The 14,930-nt window shown below is 73.3% G+C and carries 10 protein-coding genes and 1 pseudogene; 9 read left to right on the top strand and 2 right to left on the bottom strand.

What is annotated here, in order from left to right; translation table 11 throughout:
* Positions 1-93 precede the first annotated feature (93 nt).
* The 5 genes from ISP_RS41965 to ISP_RS41945 are packed head-to-tail and all read left to right on the top strand — an operon-like array spanning position 94 to position 5,062.
* The gene (locus ISP_RS41965; RefSeq protein ID WP_013229858.1) at positions 94-672 is read left to right on the top strand and encodes a helix-turn-helix transcriptional regulator; all 579 of its coding nucleotides are present in this window, start codon (positions 94-96) and stop codon (positions 670-672) included.
* Between the two features lie 9 nt (positions 673-681).
* Positions 682-1,938 (top strand): ABC transporter substrate-binding protein, encoded by a 1,257-nt coding sequence (locus ISP_RS41960; protein WP_013229857.1) that lies wholly within the window; start codon positions 682-684, stop codon positions 1,936-1,938.
* Positions 1,939-1,944: 6 nt separating this feature from the next.
* Positions 1,945-2,850, top strand: a complete 906-nt coding sequence (locus tag ISP_RS41955; RefSeq protein WP_013229856.1) for a carbohydrate ABC transporter permease — start codon at positions 1,945-1,947, stop codon at positions 2,848-2,850.
* Positions 2,847-3,671: a carbohydrate ABC transporter permease gene (locus ISP_RS41950; RefSeq protein ID WP_013229855.1), complete on the top strand. Its 825-nt coding sequence runs from the start codon at positions 2,847-2,849 to the stop codon at positions 3,669-3,671. Before ISP_RS41955 ends, ISP_RS41950 begins: the two co-directional genes overlap by 4 nt.
* Entirely contained in the window at positions 3,668-5,062 is a 1,395-nt protein-coding gene (locus ISP_RS41945; protein ID WP_013229854.1) for a GH1 family beta-glucosidase, read from the top strand. The genes ISP_RS41950 and ISP_RS41945 overlap by 4 nt, the downstream gene beginning before the upstream one ends.
* Here ISP_RS41945 and ISP_RS41940 read toward each other — a convergent pair.
* Positions 5,021-8,650, bottom strand: coding sequence for a BTAD domain-containing putative transcriptional regulator (locus ISP_RS41940; protein ID WP_235190564.1), 3,630 nt, complete (start codon positions 8,648-8,650; stop codon positions 5,021-5,023). The genes ISP_RS41945 and ISP_RS41940 overlap by 42 nt on opposite strands.
* A gap of 282 nt (positions 8,651-8,932) precedes the next feature.
* Positions 8,933-12,166 carry a BTAD domain-containing putative transcriptional regulator gene (locus ISP_RS41935; protein WP_013229852.1) on the bottom strand — a complete coding sequence of 1,078 codons (3,234 nt, stop codon included), beginning with the start codon at positions 12,164-12,166 and terminating at the stop codon, positions 8,933-8,935.
* 269 nt (positions 12,167-12,435) lie between these two features.
* Between ISP_RS41935 and ISP_RS41930 the strand changes: the two genes are divergently transcribed.
* From ISP_RS41930 to ISP_RS41915, 4 genes and pseudogenes are all read left to right on the top strand, one after another.
* Entirely contained in the window at positions 12,436-12,681 is a 246-nt protein-coding gene (locus tag ISP_RS41930) for a WXG100 family type VII secretion target (RefSeq protein ID WP_013229851.1), read from the top strand.
* On the top strand, positions 12,678-12,923 hold the full coding sequence (locus ISP_RS41925; RefSeq protein WP_013229850.1) for a WXG100 family type VII secretion target: 246 nt from the start codon (positions 12,678-12,680) through the stop codon (positions 12,921-12,923). The genes ISP_RS41930 and ISP_RS41925 overlap by 4 nt, the downstream gene beginning before the upstream one ends.
* 46 nt (positions 12,924-12,969) lie before the next feature.
* Positions 12,970-13,572: a helix-turn-helix transcriptional regulator gene (locus tag ISP_RS41920; RefSeq protein WP_013229849.1), complete on the top strand. Its 603-nt coding sequence runs from the start codon at positions 12,970-12,972 to the stop codon at positions 13,570-13,572.
* Between the two features lie 111 nt (positions 13,573-13,683).
* A pseudogene (locus ISP_RS41915) lies at positions 13,684-14,892 on the top strand (amidase family protein); the annotation flags it as partial.
* Between the last annotated feature and the right edge of the window lie 38 nt (positions 14,893-14,930).

Below are 14,930 nucleotides of genomic sequence, written 5' to 3'. Positions count from 1 at the left end.
TGAAGAAGGGCTTCGCCGGCGTTAGAGAATTCGTGAAGGCGTCCTCAGCAAACTGGCCCGAGTCAGGATTCGTCGTGGGCGGAGGAGGGGTCGATGGACCAGGTGCGAGTGGCGGCGTGGGCGTCCGACCCGATCGCCTTGACCGGGCTGATCAACCACCTGAAGTCCCGCCCGGAGCTGCTGGTCCTGCCGCGCGCCCGCCGGGGTGAGGCGGCGGTGCTGGTGTTCGCCGTCGGCGAGGTCGATCGCGAGGCCGTCGCCGCGCTGCGGGCCGCGGCCGCCGAGTCGCCGGCCGCGATCGTGCTGGTCGCCGGGCACGTCGACCCCGCGCACGTGGGCCTGCTCGCCGAGTGCCACGTCACCGCGGTGCTGCCGCGGACCGGACTCGACCGGCTCACCGCGAACGTGCTCGCCGCGGCGCGGGGCCGCTCGTCTTCGCTGCGCGAACAGGTCGAGGCCCTGGCCAACGAGGGCGGCGGGGCGGCACTCACGCCGCGCGAGGTGGATGTGCTTCGCCTGATGGCCGAAGGCTGGGACACTGCCGAGATCGCGGGCAAGCTCTGCTACTCGGAGCGGACCGTGAAGAACGTCATCTACGCCATGACCAACCGGCTCAACCTGCGCAACCGGCCGCACGCGGTCGCGTACGCCGTGCGGGCCGGTGTGATCTGAGGAAGCCTGTTGCGAACGATCGCCCGCCGGACCGCCATCGTGGTCGCCGCGTTGATCCCGCTCGCCGCCTGCACTCCGGGTGACGTCGGAGGGAAGACCAAGCTCACCATCGCGACCTTCGGTGAATTCGGCTACGCGCCCCTGATCGCCGAGTACGAGAAGCTGCACCCGGACATCACGGTGCAAAACCGCGTCACCGACTTCGACACCCACCACAAGGGGCTCGCGACGCAGCTCGCGACCGGGCACGGCGCCGCCGACGTCGTCGCGATCGAAGAGCAGTACATGCCGCAGTACCGGAAGGCGAAGGACAAGTTCGCCGATCTCGCCGGCTACGGCGCTCGCGAGCTCGAAAAGCAGTGGGTGCCGTGGAAGTGGGCGCAGGGCACCGACGGCGCCTTCGTGCTGGGCCTCGGCACGGACATGGGCAGCCTCGCCCTCTGCTACCGGCGCGATCTGTTCCAGGCGGCGGACCTGCCGACCGGCCGCGAAGAGGTCGCGAAGCTGATGCCCGACTGGGACGCCTACGCCGCCACCGCCGAGCGGTTCACCGCCAAGACGCCGAACGTGAAGTTCGCCGACTCCGCCGGGACCGTCTACACGGCGATGCTCAACCAATCGCCGGAGAACTACTTCTCCCAGCGCGACGACTCCTTCATCGCCGACCGCAACCCGAGCGTGCGCGCCGCCTTCTTCCTCTCCGGCGGCCTCGCCGCGAAGGGGCAGACCGCGGCGGCGACCACCTTCACCCAGGCGTGGAACGTGGCGATCAAACAGGGTTCCTTCGCCACCGTCGCCTGTCCCGCGTGGATGCTCAGCCAGATCAAAGAAGCCGGCGGGGAGGCCAACCGCGGCAAGTGGGACGTCACCACCGTGCCCGGCAAGAGCGGCAACCAGGGCGGTTCGTTCCTCACCGTGCCGAAGCAGGGCGCGCACCAGAAGGAGGCCTACGAACTCGCCCGCTGGCTGACCGCCCCGGAGCAGCAGAAGAAGCTCTTCCTCTCCGACGGCATCCTGCCCAGCGAGCCCGCGGTGTACGAGGATCCGGAGGTCCTCGCGCACAGCGACCCGTACTTCGGCGAAGCGCCGACCGGGCGGATCTTCGCCGCTTCGGCCGATCAGCTGCGCCCGAACTACCGTGGCCTGCGCGACGCCGACGTCCGGCCGGAGTTCGGCCGCGCCCTCGGGCGGATCGAGGAACGGACCGACACCGTCGACCAGGCCTGGACGAAAGCCGTCCAGCAGGCCCAAGCCGCCTTGAAGTAGCCGCTCGTGCAGCACCGGCTCGCCCGTTGGGACCGCAAGGTCACGCCGCTGCTGTTCGTCGCGCCGTTCTTCGCCTTGTTCGTCGTCTTCGGCGCCTTTCCGCTGCTGTACACGGCGTGGGTTTCGCTGCACGACTGGAACCTGCTCGAAGGCGACCAGGGTGCTTTCGGCGTCGCCAACTACGGCGACCTGCTCACCGATCCGCACTTCTACAACGCGCTCGCCAACACGGTCTCCATCTTCCTGCTGGCCGCGATCCCGGAGTTCCTGCTGGCCCTGGGCATCGCGGCCCTGCTCGACCGGCCGCTGCGGGCCGCGACCTGGTGGCGCACCGGGGTGCTGCTGCCGAACGTCGTGTCCGTCGTCGCCGTCGGGCTGGTGTTCGGGCAGCTGTTCAGCCGGGATTACGGTGTCGTCAACGAGGTCCTCGGCTGGTTCGGCGTCGCGCCGGTCAACTGGCGGGCGACGACCTGGTCATCGCACTTCGCCGTGGCGAGCATGGTGCTCTGGCGCTGGACCGGCTACAACGCCCTGATCTACCTGGCCGCCATGCAGGCCGTCCCCGGCGACCTGTACGAGGCCGCCGAGCTCGACGGCGCCTCGCGGTGGCGGACGTTCTGGTCGGTCACCGTGCCCGGCATCCGGCCCGCGCTGGCCTTCACCGCCATCGCCGGCACGGTCAACGGCCTGCAGCTGTTCGCCGAGCCGCAGCTGTTCGACGCGGGCGGCTCGGCCGGGACCGGCGGTAACGATCGCCAGTTCCAGACGCTGGTCATGTACCTGTACGAAAAGGGGTTCACGCACCTCGACGCGGGCTACGCGGCCGCGCTGACCTGGGTGATGTTCGTGATCTGCGCGCTGTTCGCGCTGGTCAACTACCGGCTGGTGCGCCGGTTCGTGAGGTCGGCGTGACCGCGCGGCGCCGGCCGGGCGGCTGGGTGTACGCCGTGCTGATCGGGGTGCTCGGCGCGTCGGTGTTCCCGCTGTACTGGTCGTTCGTCGTGGCCACGCGGGACAACTCGGCGATCGGGGAGACCTCGCCGCTGCTGCTGCCGGGCGGGAACCTGGCCGGGAACGTGCGGCGCGTCTTCGGCACCGTCGACTTCTGGGCGGCCATCGGGAACTCGCTGATCGTCTCGGGCACCGTCATGGTGGCCAACGTCGTGCTGGCGAGCCTCGCCGGGTTCGCCTTCGCGCGGCTGCAGTTCCGCGGCCGCAACACGCTGTTCCTGCTGGTCGTCGGTTCGGCGATGGTGCCGGCGCAGCTCGGCGTCATCCCGCTGTACCTCGTCGTCGGCGACCTCGGCTGGTACGGGCGGCTCGAAGCGGTGATCGTGCCGGCGCTGGTCAGCGCCTTCAGCGTGTTCTGGATGCGCCAGGCGTGCGAGAACGCGATCACCGCGGACCTCGTCGACGCCGCGACCGTCGACGGCTGCTCGATCCTGCGCACCTACTGGCACGTGGCCGTGCCCGCCCTGCGCGCGCCGGCCGCGGTGCTCGCGATGCTGACGTTCATGGCCACCTGGAACGACTACTTCTGGCCACTGGTGGTCCTCGACCCCAACGAGACGCCGACCGTGCAGGTCGCGCTGTCCCAGCTGGCCAGCGGCTACTACACCGACTACGCGCTGATGCTCACCGGCGCGACCGTCGCCGTCGTGCCCATCATCGCCTTGTTCCTGCTGCTGGGCCGCTACATCGTGCGGGGCATCCTGAAAGGGGCACCGGTATGACCTTCCCGAAGGGCTTCCTGTGGGGCGCGGCGACCGCGTCCTACCAGGTCGAGGGCGGCGTCACCGAAGGCGGCCGCGGACCGTCCATTTGGGACACCTTCGCGGCGGCCGATGGCAAGGTGCTCGGCGGCGCGACCGGTGCCGTCGCGTGCGACCACTACCACCGCTACCCCGAGGACATCGGCCTGCTGGCCGACCTGGGGCTGAACGCCTACCGGTTCTCGGTCGCCTGGCCGCGGGTGATGCCGGACGGCCGGACGACGTCGGCGGCCGGGCTCGCCTTCTACGACCGGCTGGTCGACGAACTGCTGAGCCGCGACGTCGTGCCGGTGCTGACGCTGTACCACTGGGACCTGCCGCAGGCGCTCGAAGACGCGGGCGGCTGGCCGGAGCGTGACACCGCTTCGCGGTTCGCCGACTACGCCGCGGTCGTGCACGCCGCGCTCGGCGACCGGGTGAACCAGTGGACGACGGTCAACGAGCCGTTCTGCGCGGCGTTCCTCGGCTACGGCAGCGGCGTGCACGCCCCCGGCGTCCAGGACTACGACACGGCGCTGGTCGCGGCCCACCACCTGCTGCTCGGGCACGGCCTGGCGGCGCGGGCGCTCGCCGGGCAGGCCCGGCCGGGCCACGAGTTCTCGCTGGCGCTGAACTTCGCCCCGGCGATCCCGGACGGTTCCTCGCCGGCGCACGCCGAAGCGGCGCGGAAGTTCGACGGCATCCACAACCGGTTCTTCCTCGACCCGGTGCTGGGCCGGGGCTACCCCGAGGATGTCCTGGCCGACGTCGAGCACCACGGCGGCCGCTTCGCCGCGGCCGTCCGCGACGGCGACACCGACGTCATCGCCGCCCCGATCGACTGGCTGGGCGTGAACTACTACGCGCCGGCGCGCGTGACGCCCCTTGCCGACCCGCTTTCCGCGAGCAACTGCCCGCTGCCGGGGTTGCGGGGGATGGATGTGTTGCCGGCGGAGGGTCCGTTGACGGCGTTCGGCTGGGAACAGTCACCCTCGACGCTCACTTCGCTGCTGGACTGGCTTTCTTCGCAGTCGGGATTGCCGTTGGTGGTGGCGGAGAACGGGGCGTCCTTTGTGGACCACGTCGTCGACGGCCGGGTGTTCGACGCCGCGCGGGTGAACTACTTCATGGACCACCTCGGCGCGGTCCACGACGCCATCCGTGACGGCGTCGACGTCCGCGGCTACTTCGCCTGGTCGCTGCTGGACAACTTCGAGTGGGCGATGGGCTACACGCAACGGTTCGGCCTGGTGCACGTCGACTTCGAGACGCAGCGGCGGACGGTCAAGGAATCGGGCCGCTTCCTCGGCCGGGTCGCCAAGGCCAACGCGCTAGTGACGCCGGCGGAAGGCGTCGGCGACGCCCGAGCGTGACGGCGTCTCCAGCTTGCCCAGCAGCCGCGCCACGTGCGCCTGGACCGTCCGGCGCGGCAGCGACAGCTCGGCCGCGATGTCCGGGTTGGACCGGCCCTCGGCGACCAGGCCGGCGATGCGGACCTCGATCGGCGTCAGCGACTCCCAGCCGTGGCCCGGCCGGATCGGGGAGAACAGCGCACCCCGGCGGACGCCGAGGCGGCGCAGCCGGGTCTCCGCACGCCGCAAGTCCCAGCGCGCCGCCAGCGCCGTGTACAGCTCGGCCGCCTCTTCGAACGCCGCGTGCGCCGCGTCCAGCCGGCCCGCGCGGGCCAGCAGCACGGCCGCGTCTTCCAGCGCCGAGGCCAGCTCGGGGCGGCGGCCGACCGCGCGGAAGTGCTCGGCCGTGGCCAGCACCGGGGCCGGGTCCTCGTCGATCAGCCCGCGGCACCACGACGCCGCCGCGTGCGCCCGCGCCGGACGTCGCTCCTTCGCCGCTTCCTCTTCGCACACCGCCAACGCCCGGCGGGCGCGGCCGACGTCGTCCTGTTCCATCGCCAGCCGCACGAACGCCGGCAGCCACTGGTGCCGCAGCATCATCGCCGCGTACGTCGGGTTCAGGATCGGCTCGAGGACGGTCAGCGCGCGGACCCGGTCGCCGCGCTGCTCGGCCGCCAGGGCGTCGGCGACCAGCAGGAAGTCGAAGCTCTCGCGCTCGGCGCCGGTCGCCGGGGCGTACTCCTCCGCCGCGTCGAGGTGGGCCGCCGCCTGGGCCCGGTCGTCCCGGCGGCCCGCGATCAGCGCCGCGACGCCGTGCAGCAGCAGCGCCGCCGGGCCGGGTTCGCGCAGGCCGTAGAACGTGATCGCCGGGCCGTCCTCGATGACCGTGTCCAGCTCGACCAGGGCTTCGTCCCAGCGGCCTTCCCAGTACCGGTGCACCGCGGCGGACACCTGCAGCCCGACCGGCAGCGCGTGCCGCGCGGCGACTTCGCCCGCCGCACACAGGGTGTCGCCCGCTTCGGCCAGGCGGTCGAGGTTCTGCAGCGTGAACACGCGGTTGTCGAGCAGGTCGAGGTGCAGGTCGGCCAGTTCGTGCTCGTCGCCGACGGCCTCGATCGCCGCGTCGATGTGGGCGAGCGCGCGGTCGTGCTCGCGCCGCACCGAATCGACCAGCCACAACGACTGCAGCGCGTGCGCGGTCAGGTAACGGTCGCCGCCGGCGAGCGCTTTCGTCTCGTGCGCCGTCTGCTCCGCGGTGTCCAAATCGGACAGACTGCCGCGCCGGAAGTTGGCCAGCAGCTGCCGGTGCTTGACCCGCCAGAGCTCCGGCACGGCCGGGTCGTCGACCCACGCGGCGAGCGTCGCGACGGCGCCTTCGGTGTCCCCGCGGCGGTGCCGCAGCGCCGCCAGCACGTGCCGCATCTCCTCGACGGCGTCCGGTTCGGTGGCGACGTCGAGTGCTTGCCGCGCCAGGTTTTCCGGGTTGCGTTCCAGCCGGAACAGCACCTTGACCAGCGCGACCAGCAGCGTCTCGCGGCGCGGATCGGTGGCCGAGCACGCGGCCAGCGCGCGTTCCAGCAGCTCGACGGCGATCAGCGGGGCGCGGGTCGAGACGACCGTGTGGTGCGCGGTGAGCCAGTCCAGCACCCATTCGTCCACTGTGGCCGGTGCTGCCACCAGCTGCTCGGCGACGCGCTTCACCGGCGCGCCGATCCCGGCGAGGGCCTCGGCGGCCTGCCGGTGCAGCGCCGCTCGCGTCCCGGTCAGCAGCCGGTCGTACAGCGCCTGGCGCAGCAAGGGGTGCCGGAACGCCAGCTGCGTCCCGGTGTCGATCAGGACGTTCGCCGCGACGGCTTCTTCCAGCGGTTCCAGCAGGTCCGACGGCCGGGTGCCGAGCACCGCGGCGATGTCGCCGACGGCGAACTCCATGCCCAGCAGTGCGCCCCAGCGCAGGACTTCCTGCGTCCGCGCGGTCAGGAAGTCCAGCCGCCGGTCGACCGCGGCGACCAGCGACCGCGGTGCCTCGAACTCCGCCGGATCGTCGACGTCGGCCTGGCCGTCGCTCACCGCCACCGCGCCCGCCCGGCGCAGGACGTCGACCATTTCCTTGACGTACAACGGGTTTCCGGCACCACGGGCGGCGAGCTCGCGCAACCCGGGCCCGGGCGGCGCCCCGAGCTGGTCCTCGATCAGCCGTCCGACGTCTTCGCCGGTCAGCGGCCCGAGATCGAGGACGACGCCGTCCCGCGCCTGGACGCCGCGGCGCAGCTGGGCGAGTTCGGCGCGGTCCGGCGCCGGGCGGGTGGCGGCCACCAGCAGCAGCGGCAGCTGCCGGGTCGCGGCGCAGAGCCGGTGCCAGACCAGCACGGAAGCCTCGTCGGCCCACTGCAGGTCGTCGAGCACGAGCACCTGCGGCGACTCCGCGCAGAGCTCGTCGACCAGTGCCAGCAGCCGGTCGACGGCGCCGAGCACCGGATCGGCCGGCCCCCAGCTGCGCCGCGCGGGGCCCTCGCCGGCGAGTTCCTTCGCCACCCGCGCGCGCCGCGGGTCCGGCGAATGCGCGTCGATCGCCAGGCATTCCAGCACGACCTGCAGCGGGAACCGGGTGCTCAGCTCGTCGGCGGCCGCCCAGAGCCGCTGGAAGCCGGGGCCGTCCGGCAGCGAGCTGGTGAGCAGCTCGGACTTGCCGATCCCGGCGTCCCCTTCGATCCAGACGGCCCGGCCGCGCCCGGCCCGGACATCGGCGACGAGCTCGGCGAGCCGCGCGGTCTCGGTTTCCCGGCCGTACAGCCGGTGCCCGGTGACGACGACCGGCGCCGCGGGCGCGTCGAGGGCCGGGTCCTGCGCGAGGATCTGCCGCTGGAGCCGCTGCAGGGCGGCCCCGGGTTCGACGCCGAGTTCCGCGACGAGCGTGGCGCGGGCGTCGCGGAAGACGTCGAGGGCATCGGCGGGCCGTCCGCTGCGGTAGAGGGCGAGCATGAGCGATTCCCGCAGCGACTCCCGCAGGGGGTGCTCGCCGGCCAGCACGGCCAGCTCCGGCGCCAGGTCGAGGTGCCCGCCGAGGGCGAGCACGGCTTCGGCCCGCCGTTCGAGCGTGTTCAGCCGGAGCTCGGCGAGGTATTCGCGGTGCCGCTCGGCGAACCCGCCGGGAACCCCGGAAAGGGCCTCGCCTTGCCAGAGCGCGAGAGCGTCGTCCAGTTCGGTGACCGCGGCCCGCGGATCACCCTGCTCGAGGTGCCGCTGCGCGCGTTCGCGGTGCCGTTCGAACAGGGCCGCGTCGAGCGCGTCTTCGCCGAGGAGCAGGGAGTACCCGGCGGGATCGGAGACGAGGACGCTGGCCGCCGACCAGCGCGACCGGTCCGGTTCGAGGGCCCGGCGCAGCCCGGAGACGTAGGTGTGGACGCTGCCTTCGACGCTCGCGGGCGCGGAATCGCCCCACACCCCGGCGATCAGTTCGGCCCGCGGGACCGGCCGGCCGGCGTTGACCGCGAGCACCGCGAAGATGGCGCGCTGACGGGCGGGGCCGAGGCCGATTTCGGCCGTCCCGCGCCAGGCCCGCAGCGGGCCGAGCACGCCCACCCGCAGGCCCGGGTCCGCATCCCCTGGCATGTCGTTGCCGTCCCCTCTGGGGCGTGCGCCCCAGACCCCATCCCCCAGGGACATCTGGTACCGGCTACTCCGGTGACCTTACCGACGTGGCACCCCCTCGCAAGGTTGCGCGTACTCGCGTGATCAGAGGGCCGACACGCGTGATCAGGGGGGCGACTCGCGTGATCAGAGAGTCGACACGGCCAGATCGGGAAGGCCAACCGTGTCGACCCTTCAATCACGCGAGTCGACCTCTCAATCACGCGTGTCGGCTCCTCCAGCACACCGGCAGCCGGTGCGGGGTCACTTCCCGGCGGCGACTCGCGGCCTCGCCGCGTGGGCCCGCCGGATGCCGAACGGACCCATCCGGGCCTCCGCGCGCCGCACGTCCCACACCGCACCCATCTCCGTGTACGCCGTCAACGCGGCCCGAAACGCCGTACGCGCCTCCGCCAGCTCGCCCGACTCCGCCAGCAGGATCGCCGCGTCCTCGTTGGCCTTCGCGTGCTTGAGCAGCCGGCCGGCCACCCGGTAGTGCCCGGCCGCCGTCAGGACCGGCCCCGGATCACCGGTCGCCAGGCCGCGGCAGTGCGCGGCCGCCGCCGCGTGGGCGGGTGGGACCTCTCCCTCGGGTTCGAGCAGGCGCAGCGCCTCCTGCACCCGCGGCCGGTCGCCGAGCGCCAAGGCGAGCCGCACCAGGTCGGGCAGCCACTGGTAGCGGGCCGCCGGCGGGTGGTTGTCCTCCAGCAGCGGCAGCAACGCCGTCAGGGCCGCCTCCGGCCTGCCCTCCTGCTCGGCCAGCAGAGCGCGCGCCGCGAGCAGGAAGTCCCCGCCGTCCGGCTCCAGGCCCGGTGGCCACTCCCGGCGGTCGGCCGCGTCCAGGTGTGTCCGCGCCTGTGCCGGTTCGCCGCGGTGCCCGGCGATCAGCGCGCCGACGCCGTGGACCAGCAGGGCCGAGCCCGGGCTGCGCAGGACGTAGGAGGCGGTCTCGGCGCCGCCGCGGATCACCGCGTCCAGCTCGGCCAGCGCCGCCGGCCAGCGGCCCAGCCAGTAGTAGTGCACCGCGCCGGCCAGGTGCATCTCGCCCGGCACCGCGCGGGTCGCGGCGATCCGGCGGGCGGCGTCGAGCGGCTCGGCGGCGTCGTCGAGGCTGTCGAGGTTCGGCACGGCCAGTGCCGCGTCGTCCAGCGGGTGCAGGCCGGCCGGTGCCAGCGCCGTCTCGTCGCCGAGTTTCTCCAGCGTGGCCAGCAGCGCCTCGTGCCGCCCGCGCCACATCTCCGGGACGTCGGTGTCGTCGAGGGTGCGCTTCAGCTCGGCGGTCGCCTCGGCGAAGTCGCCGCGGCGGTAGTAGACGTAGGCCAGGATCCAGCGCATCTCGGCCGCACGCCTGCTGTCGGAGGTCCGCGCGACGACCGAGCGCGCCTCGGCTTCGGGCTCCCGGCCGAGCCAGAACAGCAGCCGGGCCAGGGTCGCGGTCAGCGTCTCCCGCGCGTCCGGCGGCAGCGTGCCCTGGGTGACGGCGTGGCGCAGCAGGTCCACCGCGACCCGCGGGGTCTCGGTGGCGACCGTCCCGATGTGCTCCAGCAGCCACCCGGTGACCCACGGGTCCACCTGCGCGGGCGCGGCGGCGAGCTGCTCGGCAACGCGTTCGGCGGGTGCGCCCGCGGCGGCGAAGGCCTCGGCCAGCTGCCGGTGCAGCGCGACCCGCATCGCGGCGGGCGTCTTTTCGTAGAGCACCCGGCGCACCAGCGGGTGCCGGAACGCCAGCCGGTCGCCCGATTCGACGAGCACCCCGGACGTGATCGCCTCGTCGACCGCGCCGACCAGCGCCGTCGGCGGCCGCTCGGTGGCGACGGCGATGTCCGCCAGCGAGAACTCGTGCCCCAGCAGCGCGGCCCAGCGCAGGGTGTCGCGGGCCCCGCTGGAGAGGAAGCTCAGGTACAGCGTGGTCCGCGAGCCCAGCGGCGGCGGGATCGTCTGGCACGCATTGCCGTCGAGGTGCGCGTGGACGCCGTCGAGCACGATCATCGACTGGCCGAGCAGCGTCTCGATGATTTCCCGGACGTAGCGCGGGTTCCCGGCCGCGTAGGAGACGAGCAGCTGCAGCCCGGGCCCGGCCGGCGCGCCGGCCAGCTCGGTGGCCAGCTCGCGGGTGGCGTCCTCGGTCAGCGGCGGCAGGACCAGGACGGTGATGTCATCGTTGTCAAGCTCAGCCCGCAGGTCTTCGAGCGCGGCCGGTCGTGGCACCGGACGGCAGGCGCCGACGAGCAGCAGCGGCAGCTCGCGCGTCTCCCGGCTCAGGTAGCGCCAGACGCGCAGGGTGGCGTCGTCGGCCCACTGCAGGTCGTCGACCACCAGCACGAGCGGCGCCTCCGCGCACAGCTCGCGGACCAGCCCGAGCACGTCGTCGACGGGATCCTCGCCGGACTGCCCGGCGAGCCGCGCTGCCAGGGCGGCCCGGCGCTCGTCGGTGGCGCGCGGGTGCACGCCCAGCGCGTCGAGCAGCGGCCGCAGGGAGAACCGCTGGTCCAGGGCGTCCGCGGCGGCGAAGGCCGGGTGGAAATCCTTCGCCGCGGCGAGGACTTCGGCGAGCAGTGCGGTCCGGCCGATGCCCGGCTCGCCTTCCAGCCACACCGAGCGCCCCACGCCGGCACCGAGGCCGACGACGGCTTCGTGCAGCCGGTCGAGTTCGGCTTCCCGGCCGACGAAGATCTCCGCCCGCTCCGGCAGCGCCGCGGCCGGCACCCGCGCCGGTCGTGGCGGCGGGGGCTTCGGTTCCGGCGCCGCGACGGGTTTCTCCAGCAGCTCGTCGTACAGCCGCCGCAGGGCCGGCCCGGGTTCGGTGCCCGACGACTCGACGAGCCGGTCGCGGACGTCGGTGTAGACCGCGATGGCCTCGGTCCGCCGTCCGGCCCGGACCAGGGCCCGCATGAGCAGTCCGCGCAAGGTCTCGCGGAACGGGTGTTCGCGGGTCAGCGCGGTCAGTTCGGCGACGAGTTCGGTGTGGCCGCCCGATTCCAGCACGACCTCGGCGCGGCGCTCGGTGGTCGCGAGCCGCACCTCGGTGAGCCGGGCGCGCTGGGCGGCGGCGAACGGCCCGGGCAGGCCGGACAGCGGAACGCCCTGCCAGAGCCCCAAAGCTTCGTCGAAGGCCTCGCGCGCACCGCGGAGATCGCCCGCCGCGTGCCGGCGTTGCGCCTGCTCGCGCAGGGCCTCGAACCGGTGGACGTCGATCGCTTCGGCGTCGAGGCGCAGCGAATAGCCGGACCCGATCGACGCGAGCAGCTGCGAGCCCTCGCCCTTGGCCCGGCCGGGTTCGAGCGCCCGCCGCAGCCCGGAGACGTAGGTGTAGATGGAGCCCTGCGCGCTCTGCGGCGGCGCGTCGCCCCAGACGGCGTCGATCAGCTCCTCACGCGAAACCGTGCGGTTCGGGTGCATCGCCAAAGCGGCGAGGACCGTACGGCGGTGCGCGGAGCCGAGGTCGAGCTCCGTGTCGCCCTGCCAGGCTTTCAGCGGGCCCAGCAGCTGGAGTACCACAGGCGCGGTTGGGGGGTCCAGGGGGGCTCGCCCCCCGGCCGGGGTCTGGGGCTCGGCCCCAGAGGGAGGCAGTGCGGAGCCGTCCGCGGCCGACATCGGTCTCCCTTCGTGCGTGAACGAATCGTCACGCGCCGGATGCCTGCCGTGAGCATACGCGGACGGCGTGAACCGGCAGGCAAGGATGGCGGACATTCGGGCAACGGCACCTGGGTGGGGTTCCGCGCCGCCACCGGGTGCGCCACGCTCGGGAGCCCGGGAGAGGAGCGCGGATGCCGACCGAAGACATGCAGCGAGCCGCCGCTTGCTTCGCCTACGCCCTCGAAGGAGCCCGTTCCTGCCTGCGCGACGTCAACAGCGAGATGGCGGTGGCGCAGGCGTCGTGGCGCGGGGAAGCATCGGTGCGGTTCGGCCAGGCGATGAGCGACTGGGAGCAGGAGTTCGACGTGATCCTTTCGCGGCTGAGGGAGCTGCTGGAGGCGACCGGCGGCCCGATGCCGCGGCCGCGCCTGCCGTGACGCGGCTCGACTTCGGCTTCGCCGATCTGGTGCTGGACCGGATGGGTGCCATCACCGGTGAGCTCGGCGAGCTGCTGGCCGACCTGGAGGCCCGGGTCGAGCCGGAGCTGGCCGGCTGGACCCCGGAGGCGCGGGAGGAGTACTGGCGCGCCAAGTGCGACTGGGCCCGCGCGGCCGGGCGGATGCCGGGCTGCCTGGAGCGGGCGCGGGCGGCGTTCGGGGAGCTGTCTTCACGCGCGTGAAGACGGAATAGGGAAGGCGTGAAGACACGCCGTCCACACTGCCCCCATGAAGCCCGTCGAAGTGAGCGTCCTCGCCGCGGACCCGATCACGCACGCCGGCGCGGTGAGCCTGCTGGACAACCACCCCGACGTCCGGCTGACCGACCTCGTGCCGGACGTGCTGCTGGTGATGGAGGACCACGTCACCGAGACCGTCTTCGGCGAGATCCGGGCGGCCAAGGCGTCCCACGTCGTGCTGGTCGTCGAGCACTTCCGCGAAAGCGACCTGATGGCGGCGCTGGAGTGCGGCGTGGTGGCGATCCTGCCGCGCCGCGAGACGGGCGGCGCCGAGCTGGTGACGGCGGTGCTCGCCGCGGGTGACGGCACGGCCAACCTGCCGCCGCGGCTGCAGGGCGCGCTGCTCGCGCAGGTGCAGCGGATGCGCAAGGACGTCCTGGAGCCGAACGGGCTCACACTGTCGGGGCTCGCGGCCCGCGAATGCGACGTGCTGCGGCTGGTCGCCGAGGGGTTCGGCACCGAGGAGATCGCGGCGAAGCTGTGCTACTCGGAGCGGACCGTGAAGAACGTCCTCTACGGCCTGATGACGCGCTGCGGCCTGAACAACCGCGCCCACGCCGTCGCCTACGCGCTGCGGGCCGGCGCGATCTGAGACGTTTTCTTTGCCGCTGTCACCTTTCCGCGGGTTGCTTTTCGGGGGTTCCGGGTGGCGAAGCCCCCGGCCCGGGGCGAAGCCCCGGATGTTGCAGCTAGGGTCGCGATCATGGCGCTCACGGCAGTGGAGATCGCGGCCTCCGTCCGGGCCGGGAAGCTCGATCCGGTGCGGGTCACCGAGGAGACCCTCGACCGCATCGCCGCGGCCGACGGCGTCATCGGCGCCTTCCGCCGGGTGCGCGCCGAGGAGGCGGTGAAGGAAGCCGCGGAGGTCGCCGTGCGGCCCGATCTCGCGTCGTTGCCGCTGGCCGGGGTGCCGGTCGCCGTCAAGGACGTCACGGAGCTGGCCGGTGAGTACGCATCGCACGGTTCGCTGGCCGGATCGTCCGCACGGGCCGACGCGGACGGCGTGATCGCGGCGCGGCTGCGCGCGGCGGGCGCGGTGATCGTGGGGCTGACGCGGGTGCCGGAGCTGTGCATCTGGCCGATGAGCGACACCCCGGACGGCATCGCCCGCAACCCCTGGGACCCGACCTACGCGGCGGGCGGATCGTCGGGCGGCAGCGCGGCGGCGGTGGCGGCCGGCCTGGTCCCGCTGGCCCACGGTACGGACGGCATGGGCTCGGTCCGCCTGCCGGCGGCGATGTGCGGCCTGGTCGGGCTGAAGCCGGGCGCGGACCTGCTGGCCGAGGGTGGCTGGTTCGGCATGTCGGTGCACGGCCCCCTGGCCACGACGGTCGCCGACACGGCCCTGTTGCTTTCGGTGCTGGCGGACTCGCCTTCGCTGGCTTCGGTGTCTTCGCCGGCTCCGGTCCGCATCGGCCTGTCGACGACGGTGCCGGTGCTGCACACCCCGGTCCCGAAGGAGCTGGTGGCGGCGGTCTCGACGGCGGCGGGCCACCTGGCGGCGGCCGGGCACGCGATCGCCCCGGCGGCACCGCGTTACCCGGCGACGATGGTCCTGGGCATGACGGCCCGCTGGCTCGCGGGTCCGGCGGCCCAGGCACGCGCGTTCGACGTGCCGCGGCTGCAGCGCCGGACCCGGGCCCACATCCGCGCGGGGCGGCTGGTCGAGCGCGCGGGCCTGCTCCGGGAGAGCACGCGGGACCACTGGGTTTCCCGGGCGGAGGAGTTCTTCGCGTCGCACGAGGTGTTGCTGACGCCGACGCTGTCGCACTGGCCGGTGAAGGCGGCTCGCTGGCACGAGAAGGGGTGGCCGGCGAACGTCCTGCCGTCGACGCGGCTGGCGGGCTTCACGGGCCAGTGGAACTTCGCGGGCTACCCGGCGATCACGGTCCCGGCGGGCCGGTCGGTGGTCTCGGGACTGCCGACTTCGGTGCAGCTGGTGGCGCGTCC

Source organism: Amycolatopsis mediterranei (assembly GCF_026017845.1).
GTDB classification, from domain to species: domain Bacteria; phylum Actinomycetota; class Actinomycetes; order Mycobacteriales; family Pseudonocardiaceae; genus Amycolatopsis; species Amycolatopsis mediterranei.
Note: the sequence above shows the minus strand (reverse complement) of the source record. Positions and strands in the feature narration are given on the sequence as shown.

Bases quoted from the DNA above. Each gene is read 5' to 3' on its own strand.
- ISP_RS41930 (WP_013229851.1), top strand. From the start codon at position 12,436: ATGCCGACCGAAGACATGCAGCGAGCCGCCGCTTGCTTCGCCTACGCC.
- ISP_RS41945 (WP_013229854.1), top strand. From the start codon at position 3,668: ATGACCTTCCCGAAGGGCTTCCTGTGGGGCGCGGCGACCGCGTCCTAC.
- ISP_RS41940 (WP_235190564.1), bottom strand. From the start codon at position 8,650: ATGCCAGGGGATGCGGACCCGGGCCTGCGGGTGGGCGTGCTCGGCCCG.
- ISP_RS41965 (WP_013229858.1), top strand. From the start codon at position 94: ATGGACCAGGTGCGAGTGGCGGCGTGGGCGTCCGACCCGATCGCCTTG.
- ISP_RS41920 (WP_013229849.1), top strand. From the start codon at position 12,970: ATGAAGCCCGTCGAAGTGAGCGTCCTCGCCGCGGACCCGATCACGCAC.